Source organism: Rhodococcus sp. SMB37, from assembly GCF_004345605.1.
GTDB lineage: Bacteria > Actinomycetota > Actinomycetes > Mycobacteriales > Mycobacteriaceae > Rhodococcus.
The window spans coordinates 72,711-85,788 of record NZ_SLVY01000006.1 but is presented as its reverse complement, the minus strand read 5'-3'; the positions used below and the strand labels follow the sequence as shown (position 1 = coordinate 85,788).

The 13,078-nt window shown below is 63.2% G+C and carries 13 protein-coding genes; all 13 read left to right on the top strand.

The annotated features are described in order from the left end of the window. The first annotated feature begins 137 nt into the window (after positions 1–137). The 13 genes from EV641_RS11810 to EV641_RS11750 all read left to right on the top strand — a co-directional run bounded on the left by EV641_RS11810 (position 138) and on the right by EV641_RS11750 (position 13,073). Positions 138–1,847 (top strand): AMP-binding protein, encoded by a 1,710-nt coding sequence (locus EV641_RS11810; RefSeq protein WP_132471948.1) that lies wholly within the window; start codon positions 138–140, stop codon positions 1,845–1,847. Continuing rightward, positions 1,844–2,038, top strand: coding sequence for a hypothetical protein (locus EV641_RS11805; RefSeq protein ID WP_132471947.1), 195 nt, complete (start codon positions 1,844–1,846; stop codon positions 2,036–2,038). The genes EV641_RS11810 and EV641_RS11805 overlap by 4 nt, the downstream gene beginning before the upstream one ends. Positions 2,039–2,186: 148 nt before the next feature. After that, on the top strand, positions 2,187–3,377 hold the full coding sequence (locus EV641_RS11800) for a thiolase family protein (protein WP_132471946.1): 1,191 nt from the start codon (positions 2,187–2,189) through the stop codon (positions 3,375–3,377). A gap of 121 nt (positions 3,378–3,498) precedes the next feature. After that, complete coding sequence (locus EV641_RS11795) at positions 3,499–4,254, top strand: SDR family oxidoreductase (protein WP_132471945.1); 756 nt, start codon at positions 3,499–3,501, stop codon at positions 4,252–4,254. A 51-nt stretch (positions 4,255–4,305) separates the two neighbouring features. Continuing rightward, positions 4,306–5,082: an enoyl-CoA hydratase/isomerase family protein gene (locus EV641_RS11790; protein ID WP_132471944.1), complete on the top strand. Its 777-nt coding sequence runs from the start codon at positions 4,306–4,308 to the stop codon at positions 5,080–5,082. An 11-nt stretch (positions 5,083–5,093) separates the two neighbouring features. Next, entirely contained in the window at positions 5,094–5,843 is a 750-nt protein-coding gene (locus EV641_RS11785) for an SDR family NAD(P)-dependent oxidoreductase (RefSeq protein ID WP_132471943.1), read from the top strand. 125 nt (positions 5,844–5,968) lie between these two features. Further along, positions 5,969–6,751: an aspartate/glutamate racemase family protein gene (locus EV641_RS11780; protein ID WP_132471942.1), complete on the top strand. Its 783-nt coding sequence runs from the start codon at positions 5,969–5,971 to the stop codon at positions 6,749–6,751. Positions 6,752–6,788: 37 nt separating this feature from the next. Further along, positions 6,789–7,967, top strand: coding sequence for an acyl-CoA dehydrogenase family protein (locus tag EV641_RS11775; protein ID WP_132471941.1), 1,179 nt, complete (start codon positions 6,789–6,791; stop codon positions 7,965–7,967). A gap of 14 nt (positions 7,968–7,981) precedes the next feature. Then, on the top strand, positions 7,982–8,776 hold the full coding sequence (locus EV641_RS11770) for an enoyl-CoA hydratase-related protein (RefSeq protein ID WP_132471940.1): 795 nt from the start codon (positions 7,982–7,984) through the stop codon (positions 8,774–8,776). Continuing rightward, a complete protein-coding gene (locus tag EV641_RS11765; RefSeq protein WP_132471939.1) occupies positions 8,776–9,948 on the top strand; it encodes an acyl-CoA dehydrogenase family protein in 1,173 nt (390 codons plus the stop codon). The genes EV641_RS11770 and EV641_RS11765 overlap by 1 nt, the downstream gene beginning before the upstream one ends. A gap of 77 nt (positions 9,949–10,025) precedes the next feature. Further along, positions 10,026–11,441 carry an MFS transporter gene (locus EV641_RS11760; protein ID WP_132471938.1) on the top strand — a complete coding sequence of 472 codons (1,416 nt, stop codon included), beginning with the start codon at positions 10,026–10,028 and terminating at the stop codon, positions 11,439–11,441. Between the two features lie 127 nt (positions 11,442–11,568). Then, the gene (locus EV641_RS11755) at positions 11,569–12,648 is read left to right on the top strand and encodes a thiolase family protein (protein ID WP_199233220.1); all 1,080 of its coding nucleotides are present in this window, start codon (positions 11,569–11,571) and stop codon (positions 12,646–12,648) included. Continuing rightward, positions 12,648–13,073: a Zn-ribbon domain-containing OB-fold protein gene (locus EV641_RS11750; RefSeq protein WP_132471936.1), complete on the top strand. Its 426-nt coding sequence runs from the start codon at positions 12,648–12,650 to the stop codon at positions 13,071–13,073. Before EV641_RS11755 ends, EV641_RS11750 begins: the two co-directional genes overlap by 1 nt. Positions 13,074–13,078: the final 5 nt, after the last annotated feature.

Genomic DNA, 13,078 nt, shown 5'->3' with positions numbered 1-13,078 from the left:
ACCACAGCCACCGAGGCTCCCGACTTGAGGTCGGTTGGTACAAGACAGATCTTGACCCTGGTTATGACACGGCTTACAGTTATTAAATCAATCGCCCGCTCGAAAAGAGTGCGCCGGATTGCTTAGAGGAGGCAGAGATGCGAATGCGGCAGCACAAGGGCACGGTATTCGAGTCGGCGCGGAGGCCGTTCAGCTCCGACGATGTGGCTCGGTTCGAAGCCGAGGACCTTTGGCGTGACGAGACCTTCCTGGATGACTTCCTGGCCGTGGTCGCTCAGCATCCCGACAAGGCTGCCGTAGTCTCGTACCAAAAAGGGACCACGCTACCGACCACCGTCACCTACGGACAGCTCGGCGCGCTCGTCGATCGTTTCGCTGCGCGGCTACTCGAACTCGGAGTGCAGCCGGCCGATGTTGTGACCATCCAGGTGCCGAACGGATGGGAGGGCGCCGCCCTGGCCCTGGCGACCATGCGTGTAGGTGCCGTGCCCAACCCGATTCCCATCATCTACCGCGAGCGCGAGCTCCGGTTCATGCTCTCCCACGCCGGCACCAAGGTCCTGTTCGTACCCGAGGAGTTCCGCGGTTACGACTACGCGACCATGGCGAGCGCACTGAAAGCTGAAATTCCTACCCTAGAACATGTTTTCGTGCTCAACACGTCACGGGAAACACCCGGATGTTCATCGTTCGAAGAAGCGTTCCTCGACACGCCGGGACGGATCGCCGCCGACGTGAGCGATGCCCTGAACAGCCGCCGCCCCGGTCCTGACGATATCGCGATGCTGGTGTTCACCTCCGGTACCACGGGAACACCCAAGGCCGCCATGCATACCTACAACACGGCATGGTCGGGCTATCACCGCGTGATCACCCGTGCGCTCGAGCTCACCGGGGACGACGTCGCATTCATGGCGTCGACCCTCGGTCATCTGACAGGTTTCATTCACGGCATGTTGGTTCCGCTCTCCGGTGGGCAGAAGATCGTCTATCAGGACGTATGGGACGTGGAGGGACTGCTCGATGCGATCGCCGTCGAGGGCATCACCTGGACGCTGTCGGCGACCACTTTCGCACTCGACATGATCGAGGCACAGAAGCGGACCCCTCGGTCGCAGCAGACTTTCCGCGCGTTCGCCTGCGGAGGCGCCGCGATTCCCGCATCGTTGGCCGAGTCCATGCATGATCTCTTCGGGACCAGTCTGGTTTCGCTGTGGGGGTGTTCGGAGACCGGAATTGCCTCGATCCACCAGCTGGGTGCCGCCGTGGACACTCTCGGAGCCAGCGACGGATTCAGGGTTCCGTGGCAGGACGTAAGGATTGTCGACGAGCACGGTCAGCTCGTCGAGACCGGTGCCACGGGAAGCCTGCAGGTCCGCGGCCCCAGTGTCTTCGCCGGTTACTTCAAACAACCGGAGCTTACTGCGGCGGCGTTCACCGCCGATGGGTGGTTCGACACGGGCGATCTCGGCCGGATCACCCCGGATGGAGGTATCCGCATCGAAGGACGAACGAAGGACATCATCATCCGGGGTGGCCAGAACATCTCTGCAGTGGAGATCGAGAACGCGCTGTTCACCCATGAGCACGTGCAAGAAGCCGCCGTTGTCGCCTATCCCGATGAACGACTCGGTGAGCGCGTGTGCGCAGTCGTCGTGCCCGCCGGTCCCGCGCCGTCCCTCGACGACCTCGTCAAGCACCTGGAAAAGGTCGGGATGTCGAAGCAATTCTGGCCGCAGAAACTCGTTGTGGCGGACTCGCTTCCGCGTACCCCCTCGGGGAAGATCAAGAAGTTCGTTCTGTCCGATCAACTTGCGCACGGCACCACGGTAGGAGTCGACGGATGAGCGAACCACTCATCCGAGAAGAAACCACCGCCAGTACCAAGGGGCCTACGGGTGGGCTTGTCGGGATGCGAACCGCGACCCACGGCCCACTACCGGTGTCGCGTGCATTCGCGACAGCGACACTCGCTACCGACCATGCCGGGATCAATCTCCTCGCCGCAAACCGGGGCGGTCTCCCGGTCGAAGGATGACCGGTGCTTCGCGCAGCCGTCGTCATATTCATCGCGCAGGAAGTATCCCGAGGACCGTGACTGCCACCCTCGATGCCCGGCACCGCCCGGATGAGCGAACCGCCACCTCAGACATCCAGCACCACTTACCACCTCTGTGAGGGACCACATGCCAACTGCAGTAATCGTCGACATCGTCCGTACCGCCTCAGGAAAGGGCAAGCCGGGGGGTGCACTGTCGACAGTGCACCCCGTCAACCTCCTCGCCAGCACCATGCAGCAACTGCTCACCCGCACCGGTGTGGATTCGAGCGTGATCGAGGACGTCATCATCGGATGTGTGGGCCAGGTCGGGGACCAGGGTGTCAATATCGCCCGGTCTGCAGTACTTGCCGCAAACTTCGCCGAGTCGGTCCCCGGCACGACAATCGATCGGCAGTGCGGTTCCAGCCAGCAAGCAGTGCATTTTGCCGCCCAGGGTGTACTTGCGGGGGCCTATGACGTCGTCATCGCCGGTGGCGTCGAGTCGATGAGCCGGGTCCCGATGTTCTCCGGGACACATGGCGGCGATCCCCTCGGGCCCTTGAGCGTCCGCTATCCCGACGGACTGGTGAACCAGGGCGTGAGCGCCGAGATCATCGCCGCGCGGTGGAAGATGTCGCGGGCCGAACTCGACGACTACGCCGCGCGGTCGCACGAACGGGCCGCCACCCACGCCGCCTCCGGTGGATTCGACACCGAGATCGTTCCCGTCGACATTGCGACGGACGACGGTCACACCGTCCAGCACGTGCGCGATGAAACCGTACGCGCCTCCACCACCGCCGAAGGCCTCGCCGGGCTGCGCCCGTCCTTCCTCGACGCCAGTGTCGAACAACGATTCCCGGAGATCAACTGGTCTGTCACCCCTGGCAATTCCTCTCCGCTCTCCGACGGAGCCTCCGCGGCGCTGATCATGAGTGAAGAGCGTGCCCAAGCCCTCGGTCTCAAGCCTCGCGCCCGCTTCCACACCTTCGCCGTCACCGGATCGGACCCGCTGTTGATGCTGACCGGGGTTATCCCGGCGACCGAATTGGCACTCAAGCGTTCTGGTCTGACCATCGGCGACATCGATGCTTTCGAGGTCAATGAGGCATTTGCGCCTGTGCCCCTGGCGTGGCAGCGCGAATTCGACGTGGATTCGGCCAAGCTCAACCCGCGCGGCGGAGCGATCGCGCTGGGCCACCCGTTGGGAGCATCCGGAACACGGCTGCTGGCCACCCTCGTCAACCACCTCGAGGCCACGGGAGGTCGCTACGGCCTTCAGACCATGTGCGAAGGCGGTGGAATGGCAAACGCCACCATTGTCGAGGTGCTGTAAGCGGCGGGTAACCGCGACAAATGAGCGTCGTCGACGAGCGACATGCCCGGATCACTCACCCATTCCGTGATCGCACCATCGGGCGCAACGCTCCCAGATTCCGCAGACTCGAGGAGAATTCGTGAACACGAGAGTTCTGATCACCGGTGCCAGCTCCGGGCTGGGCGCCGGCATGGCCAAAGCGTTCGCGGCGCGCGGCTGCGACCTGGTTCTGACCGCTCGCCGCCTCGAACTGCTCGAGAAGGTCAAGGCCGAGATCGAGCAACAGTCACCGGGCAGACGCGTGGTGTTGCATCAGCTCGACGTCACCGACCACGACGCGGTCTTCGAAGTGTTCGCCAAGGCGGCCGCGGAGATGGGAGGACTCGACCGCATCATCGTCAACGCCGGAATCGGCAAAGGCGGGCGGATCGGTAGCGGGCGGTTCGCCGCCAACCGGGACACCGCCCTGACGAATTTCGTGGCCGGCCTCGCACAGTGCGAAGCGGCGATGGAGTTGTTCTACCGACAAGGCTCCGGCCACCTGGTGCTGATGTCGTCGGTGACTGCGGGACGCGGCCTGCCGGGGCCGATGAACGTATATGCGGCAACGAAAGCAGCGCTCGCTCATCTAGCTGAAGGTATCCGTTCGGACGTCAAGTCCAAGAAGGCCGCCATCAAGGTGAGCACGATCCGGCCCGGGTATATCGAGTCGGAGATGCAGGACCGGACGGGAAAGCGGCACCCACTGCTGGTCGAGGCCTCCGCCGGTGCGGAGTCTCTCGTCGGCGCGATCGAGCGCGAAGTAAAGGACGCGTGCGTGCCCTGGTGGCCCTGGACCCTCTTCGACCTGGTACTGCGGTTCGCCCCCGATCCGCTCGTCAAGCGCATTCTCTGAAAATCTCAGCCCCGATGGCGTTACACGCCCCATTCGAAGCAGGTGAAGAACGTGATCGACCAATACGTGTCAGTGAAGAGATGCGGTGAGACCGCGGTAGTCACGATCGACAATCCGCCGGTCAATGCTCTGCATCCGGATGTTGCCGACGCGATCGCCCGCGCCGCCGGCGAGGTGGAGAAGGATCGCACCTACCGGTCCATGATTCTCACCGGACTCGGCAAGTGTTTCGTCGCCGGCGGCGACATCCGATACTTCACCAGCATCGACCGCGCCGGAGCGGCCCGGATGGCGCTGCGGGTACAGGCGATGCAGGAAAAACTGTTCTCACTCCGAGTGCCGGTGATCGCCGCGTTGAACGGCCACGCCCTCGGTGGTGGATTAGAGCTCATGCTCGCCTGTGACTTCGCGATCGCCGAGGAACACATCAAGATCGGTGTCACCGAGGTGCAGCTCGGGTTGATTCCAGGAGCCGGTGGCACTCAGATGCTCTTCACCGCGCTCCCCTCCGGTACCGCGAAGCGATTGCTGTTCACCGGCGACAGAATCAGCGCCGAGGAAGCACAGCGGATCGGTCTCGTGGATTCGGTCTGTCCCTCCGGAACAGTCGTCGAGGCTGCCCTCGAGGTCACCGAGCGGATCAACAAGGCAGGCCCGCTCGCTGTGGAGGCCGCGAAGCGCTCGGCCAATCACCGACTTCGTCACTCGCTCGACGAGGGACATCGACGTGAGGTGGACATTTTTTCCGCGCTGTTCGACACCGACGATCACCGCGAGGGCATCACCGCGTTCCTCGAGGGACGAGCCCCCGAATATCAGGGCCGATGAAGGAGACCGTTATGAGTTCGTCCGATCGAGTCGCGCTGGTGTCCGGCGGCGGCGGCGGCATCGGGGCGGCCGTGTGCCACACCTTGGCCAGCGCCGGCGCGCACGTATGCGTGGTCGATATCGACCCCTCCGGCGCCGAGCGGGTGGCCAAGGAACTGGCGGCCGCAGGGCTGAGCGCGTCCGCGCACGCCGGTGACGTCTCCCGTCGCGATTACGTCGATGGTCTCGCTGCCGACGTCACCAAGCAGTTCGCCGCCCCCACGGTCCTGGTGAATCTGGCCGGGGCGGTGCGCAACGCCGTGCTGTCGAAGATCACCGACGAGGACTTCGCTCTCGTTCTCGATACGCACCTGAAATCGACCCTGAACACCCTGCGTGCCTTCGCGCCCGGGATGAAGGAACATGGATTCGGCCGCATCGTCAACACCAGTTCGATCGCCTCCCGCGGAACAGTGGCGGGCATCAGCTACAGTGCGGCGAAGGCCGGGATCGAAGGGCTCACGCGGTCGGCCGCCATCGAACTCGCCCGCCACGGGATTACGGTCAACTGTGTCTCACCGGGGATCATCGCTACAGGGATGTTCCTGTCCACCCCCGCAGAGTTCCGTGAGGAGCAAACCTCCCGAATTCCGATGGGCCGGGCCGGGACGACCGAGGAGATCGCCGCGTGCGTCGAGTTCCTGACCTCCCCCGGGGCGGGGTACATCACCGGGCAGACGCTCGTCGCCTGCGGAGGACTGTCGGTCGGAGCCCTGAAGTGAACGAAAACAACCGAATCTTCAGCATGTTTCGGCACTGACAAAGATTGTCGCCCGCTCAACCCTTGTTTCCCCGGCCTTCCCGTGATTACATTAATCGAACGGTCGCTCGATAGAATGGTGAATCCATGAAACTCTCAGTCGTACACATCAACTCCCAGCAGGGATCCGAGCCGTACACGAAGCTGGTCAACGAAGTCTTCGACAAGTACAAGCGGCCGGACACCGAAATCGTTCATCGATGGGCAAAGCTCAAGCGTGCCACCGACACCGTGTTCGGCTACCCATACGCCCTCAACGCCATCGATGTCGTGCACAACATCTCCGATGCCGGCCGCGAGGGTGTCGATGGCTGCATGGTCGCCTGCAGTGGCGACCCGGGCGTCATCGAAGCGCGGGCCCTCGTCGATGTCCCGGTGGTGGGACCGTGGGAGGCCTCGCTCCACTTGGCGTCGATGTACGCGTACCGCTTCGGAGTCATCACCGTCGAGGATCGTGCCTGGGCCGAGGTGTGCCACAGCCTGGTCGCCAAGAGCGGACTGCTCGGCCGCTGCGCCGGCGTGCAGCGCATCGACATCCCCTCCGCGGAAGCCTTCACGGACGGTTTCGTCAATCCGGACAAGGTTGTCGCTGAGCTGGACAAGCAGGCCCACAAACTCGTGGACCAGGGTGCCACCGCCATCGTCCTCGGCAGCGCGGGATTGAGCACCATCGCGTCCGCGGCCGGGTACACCCAGGTCACAGGCCTCGATGTGCCGGTGTTCGACACCCTGGTCGTCGGCCTCAAGACACTCGAGATGCGTGTGGATCTCACCACCAGGGGAGGGCTCCTCCCCACGAGCCGCGCCGGCTACACCAAACGATTCGCCGACAAGGACGCCGATCGTGTCCGTTCCCTTTTCGGTCTCTAAGGCCGTCTGCCCCTTGCTTTGAAAGGACTTTCATACCATGTCGACCAAATCAGTTGCGCACTCATTGCTTACCGAAGAAGAGCGCGCCTTCCAAGAAGTCGTCCAGAAGTTCATGGACAAGCACGTGCGGCCGATCGTCGACGATATGGAGCGTGACGGGCGTCCGCCGGCGGAACTGTTGAAGAAGATGGGCGAGCAGGGGCTTCTCGGCTCGTTTGCGCCCGAGGAGTACGGCGGTGGCGGCGGAAGTCTGATGACGCGCGCCATCGTGGCGGAAGAAACCGCCCGCGCCGACGCCGGCCTGGACGCAACCCTTTTCGTCAACATGAGCCTGGTCGCCCGCCATCTGATCAAGCGAGGCACCGAGGCGCAGAAGCAGCGCTACCTGGTCCCCCTGATCGCGGGCACGGCATCCGCATCGATCTGCCTCACCGAACCGCACGGCGGATCCGACGCACTGAGCCCGAAGACTACCGCCCGGCGCGACGGCTCAGACTGGATCATCGACGGCTCGAAGACCTTCATCACCAACGCCCCCATCGCCGACCATTTCCTGGTGTTCGCCCGGACCAGCGGCGAAAACCGGCGCGCCCACGGCGGCACCTGCTTCATCGTCGACGCCGGCACCCCAGGATTGACGGTCGGAAAGCCACTCAACAAGATGTCGCTGCGCAGCTCGCCGACCGCGGAAATCTTCTTCGATTCCGTACGCGTGTCCGACGAGCAGATTCTCGGCGAGGCCGAGAAGGGCTTCTATTACATGCTCGAGGGCCTTGATCTTGAGCGGGTCTTCGAGGGCGCGTCCAATACCGGAATCGCGCAGGCTTGCCTCGACCTCGCCGTCTCGTACTCGAGCGAGCGAAATGTCTTCGGCAAGTCTCTGTCGGACTACCAGTTGACGCAGGACAAGATCGCCCGGATCGCCACCGGTGTCGAGATGAGCCGGGTCATGTTCTACCACCTGATCAGGGCTCTCGAGCGCGGTGAAGAGGTCACCCGTGCCGCCTCGATCCTCAAGCTGTACAGCTCGGAGGCCGCCGTCGAGGCCTCCCGAGAAGTGGTGCAGATTCTCGGTGGCTACGGCCTGATGGAGGAGTACCCGGCCGCGCGACTCTACCGGGATGCCAAGCACCACGAGATCGGTGCCGGCACCAGCGAAATCCAGAAGATCATCATTGCCCGCGAAACCTACAAGGACGCAGCCAAGTCCCGCTGAGCGAAGGAATCAACATGTCTTACACCGATTACCAGTACCTCATCGTCGATGTCGTCGATCGCGTGGCGACGGTAACCATGAACCGCCCCGATAAGCTCAATGTCGCCAACGCTCGCCTGCACACCGAGCTGTCCACCATTTTCGACGATCTCCAACGCGATGCCGACGTCGACGTGGTCGTACTTACCGGCGCTGGTCGAGCATTCTCGGCGGGCGGAGATATCGACTGGATGCAGGAAGCCGTCGACGATCCGGAATCGTTCGAACAGACCGTCAGCGAGGCGAAGCGCATCATCTTCTCCCTGCTCGATCTGGAGAAGCCGATCATCGCGAAGGTCAACGGTCACGCCGTCGGCCTCGGTGCGACACTCGCTCTGTTCTGTGACGTCATCTTCGCCGCCGAGTCCGCGAAGATCGGTGATCCCCACGTCTCGGTCGGCTTCGTCACCGGTGATGGTGGCGCAGTGATCTGGCCACAGTTGGTCGGATACGCCCGCGCCAAGGAGTATCTGCTGACCGGCGACTTGATCCCCGCTACCGTCGCGGCAGACATCGGCCTGATCAACCATGCGGTGCCGAAGGAAGCGTTGGATGCGCGGGTCGACGAATTCGCCAGCCGTCTGCGCAATGGAGCCACCAAAGCCATTCGCTGGAGCAAGATTTCGGTCAACATCGGCCTGAAGCAGCTGGCACATTCGATGATGGATACGTCGATGGCCTACGAGAGCCTGTCCAACCGCACGGCCGACCATGCCGAAGCCGTGGCCGCGTTCCGTGAAGGACGGACACCGAAGTTCCAGGGCAAATGATGGCTGACAATTCACCACGCGCGTTGTCGGAGGACGCCCTCGAGCTCCGGAAAGTGGTGCGCAGATTCGTCGCCGAACAGATGCCTCGGTCTGCTGTCGCCGAGTGGGACAAGAACAACACCTTCCCCCGTGAGGTATTCGATCGCCTGGCAACGCTGGGAGTGATGGGTCTGGCGATCCCCGAAGAGTACGGCGGCTCAGGCGCGGACATCCCGGCCACGCTGATGGCGATCGAAGAGCTTTCCAAACGAAGTCTCGCGGTCGCAGTCCCGTACATCATGGCGAGCTGCTACGCGGGGATGACCGTCGTCGAGTGCGGCACCGAGGAACAGAAGAAGCGCTGGCTCCCCGAAATCGCCGAGGGGCGAATGATCTTCGCGTACGGTTGGACCGAACCCGATGTCGGCGCCGACCTCGCGAGCGTGAAGACCACCGTCCGTCGCGAAGGTGACGAGCTCGTTGTCAATGGCTCCAAGCGGTTCTGTACGGGTGCCGGACTGAGCGACTACATCTACACGCTCGCAAAATCCGACCCCGACGGCGCGAAGTACCACAACCTCTCGACGATCGTCATCCCGTCGAACGCCGAGGGCGTGACGATCACCCCGATCGACACAATGGGGTTGAAGGGTACTCACACGACCGACGTATCCTTCACGGACGTGCGGATCCCTGTCGACAACCTCATGGGAGGTGAGCAGGCGTGGAACCGTGGCTGGGAACTCATCACCGGCAGTGGCCTCGATATCGAGAAACTCGAGGTGGCCGCCATGTCGCTGGGTATCGCCACCGCCGCCTACGAGGATGCTCTCGCCTACAGCGAGGAGCGGGAACAGTTCGGGGTGCCGATCAGCAAGCACCAGTCGATAGCCCACACGCTTGCCGACATGCAGGTTCAGCTGCACGCGTCCCGGCTGGTTCTCGACGACGCGGCTGTGCTCGCCGGACGCGGTGTCCAATGTGGGGTCGAGACCTCGATGGCCAAATTGTTCGTCACCGAGGCGTCGAAAACGGTGGTCCTGAACGCCCAGACAATCATGGGCGCATACGGATACGTCAAGGACTTCGACTGTGAACGCTACGTTCGCGACGTCCTTGTCATGCCGATCATCGGCGGCTCGTCCGCCATCCAACGCAACAACATCCACAAGTGGTCCCGGACCCGCAAGTGAAATCCGAGGACCCCCGTCGGCCGCCGCATCGGACGGTCAGCCCTCGGCTTCGAGCGCACTCGAAGCCGAGGGCTGGGATGCCGGTCGCTGTCGCCTGCGCCGCCCAGATGATGAATGCGATCAATATCGGCGCTTGCCCGCTCATGGTCCCGGGCATTGCCGCCGCGTTGGGCGGCGGAACATCAAGCCTGTCGTGGGTGGTGTCGGCATACGCCATCGTCTTCGGGGCATTGGTCCTCTGGGGAGGGCGCCTGACAGATGCGGTGGGTAGCCGTCGGATTCTTGTGATCGGCTTCATGGTCTCCGCAGCCGGCGCCGCACTTGCTGCCGCCGCACCGGCCATGTGGGTGCTGATCGGCGGCCGGATCGTTCAAGGTATCGGTGCTGCATTGGCGGTTCCGGGCGGGCTCGCGTGGCTGGCTGTTTCAACTACCGACCCACGTCGGCGATCGCGCCGCCTGGCGGCGTTCGCCGCCTCAGGCGCGATCGGGTTCGGAGTAGGAGCCCTCGCCGGTGGCGTCCTGTCCGACGCTGCGGGTTGGCGATCGGTGTTCGTCCTCGAGTTCATCGTCGTGGTGATCCTCAGCCTGCTGGCCTGGCGGCTACCGTCGGTAACCGGCCCGAGCAAACCCGCCCCGAGTTATTGGGGAGCCGTGCTCACCTCCACGGCGCTGTTGCTTTTCGCGTTATGGCTGGCGTTGGGTTCTAGGGCCGGGTGGGGTGGGATCAGTGCCCTGACGGTGATGGCTCTCGCCGGAGCGTTGTGGGTAGGTGCTGCAGTCCACGAACGGCGTAGTACGCGCCCAATGATTCCTCATCACCTGTGGCGTGTCCCGGGACTTGTCGGCGTGCTGCTCGCGACGGGGCTGCTCTACGCGGCCTGGGCGGGCAGTTACTACTTCGGTGCGCTCGCACTCCAGGAGCTTGTCGGGTTGAGTATGACCTCCGCGGCGCTGTGGCTGGCTCCGCTCGCCGTCGGAGCGCTCTTAGGCTCCCGCGTCGCGGCCCGAGCCCTCTCAAGTGGACAGTCGCGGGACAGCTTGATCATCGCCGGGGGAGCGGTATGCGCACTCGGCCCCCTCGCGGCCTCCTACCTCTCTGCGGGGTCGCATGCGGTCCTGTATCTCCTTGTCCTCTTGCTGGCGATTGTTGGGCAGGTTGTCGCCTTCGTTGCACAGAGCGACCTGGTCGTGACTCTGGTCGGTGTGGATTCGGCTGGAATCGGTGGTGCGATGTTCAACTCGGCGGGTCAGATCGGTGGCGGTCTCGGGCTTGCCGGACTCGCCCTTGTTTTCGATGCCTCCACCGGGGGTGCCTTGGGTCGGGTCGGTCTCGCGAGTTATCCGGGAGCTTTCAGGGTCTCCGCCCTGCTCGCGCTCCTCGCAACGGCCGCGATGGTCGTTATCCGCTTCCGCGCCCGTCGTCAGGGATCCCTGTCAGAGGCCTCTACATCCAAAATGAACCCGGGCTCAATGACGGACTCGGAGGTTTGATGCCGGAAGCGTTATCTTCCAACAAGGGAGTGGAACCATGAAAACCAACAAAACAGAGGCCGCACCGACCTACATCTCGGGCGTGTCGCAGCAGATTGTCGGCCGCGGCCGCCCGGCGCCGTCGTACATGAAACTTCTCGTCGACGCAGCACTGGGCGCACTGGCCGATGCCCAAGTCGATCTGAAAGAAGTCGACGGTGTGGTGCTGTCCTCGTCGATCCCTCAGCCGTTCGAGTGTAATCCGGCCGAACTCGCGGAATACCTCGGAATCTCACCGACGTATACGACGATGGCTCCCTATGGTGGGAGACCTGCGATCGACGTCATCCATATGGCTGAGTCCGCCATCGATGCAGGTCTCGCTTCCAATGTGCTGGTGCTGTCCGCTGATAATTTCGCGACGACGTTGGGAATCGACGGTGCGATCGACCTCTACATGAAGAGCTTCGACAAGACCTATGAACGCCCGTTCGGCCCGATCATCCCGACAGCGTTTGCACTGATGGCCACCCGCCACATGCACGACTACGGGACCACCCTGGAACAGATGGCCCACCTGGCCGTCACTATCCGTCAGCATGGACTGTTGAACCCGCACACCGAGGTCAAGGGCGAGCTCACCGTAGAATCGGTGCTCAACGATGTAGTGACGAGCAGCCCGCTCACCCGCTCGATGTTGGCTTTGATCTCGACCGGCGGAGGCCAGGGGTTCCTGATCACCAAGCGTCCACGCAACGACCGGGCGGTACAGATACTCGGGTACGGGGAAGCTTCGGCATTCATGAGCTTGAGTCAGGCGGCGAACGTTGCCAAGTTCGACCATATCGGTGGCGCGACGCGGCAGGCTCTTGCACGCGCCGACGTGACGTTGGCAGACATCGACTTTCTCGAGGTCTACGATCCTGCCGCGATCGTGCCCTTGATTCTGCTCGAAGACATGGGCTTTTGTGAGAAGGGAGAAGCCGGAGCCTTCGTGGAAAACGGCGGGATCAAACTGGGCGGACCGCTCCCGATGAACACACACGGCGGCACCATGGCATTCCGGCACCCAGGCATGGGTGCCGCTCTCGACTCGGTCGTCGAAGCCGTGACCCAGCTTCGAGGTGAGGCCGGCGAGCGCCAGGTCGCCGACGCCGAACTCGGACTGGTACACGGCCAGGGAAGCTGGCTGGCTAACAACGGATTTTTGATCCTGGGGAGGGCCTGATGGCACCGAAAGAAACACTCGAGACGGTCGATTCTCACGAGGACCTGGCGGCGACGTTCTGGAACTCCTGTGAACGCGGTGAGCTGCTCATCCAGTACTGCCGCAACTGCGAGCAGTGGCAGTTCTATCCGCGCTTCCTGTGCAGTCACTGCGCATCCCTGGATGTGGTGTGGCGCGCGGCGAGCGGTACAGGCACATTGGAGACCTTCAGTGTAGTTCGCCGTGCCGCTGGTGAATTCGAAGCAATGACGCCATACACGGTCGCGTTGGTGCGCCTCACAGAGGGTCCCACCATGATGTCGAACGTGGTTGATTGCGCGGAGACCGACCTTGCGATCGGCATGCCACTTCAGGTGCGCTTCGAACACCGCAACGAGATCCGAGTACCCGTGTTCGAGCCGGTTCTCGATCCCCGGCAGCGGTGAGGAAC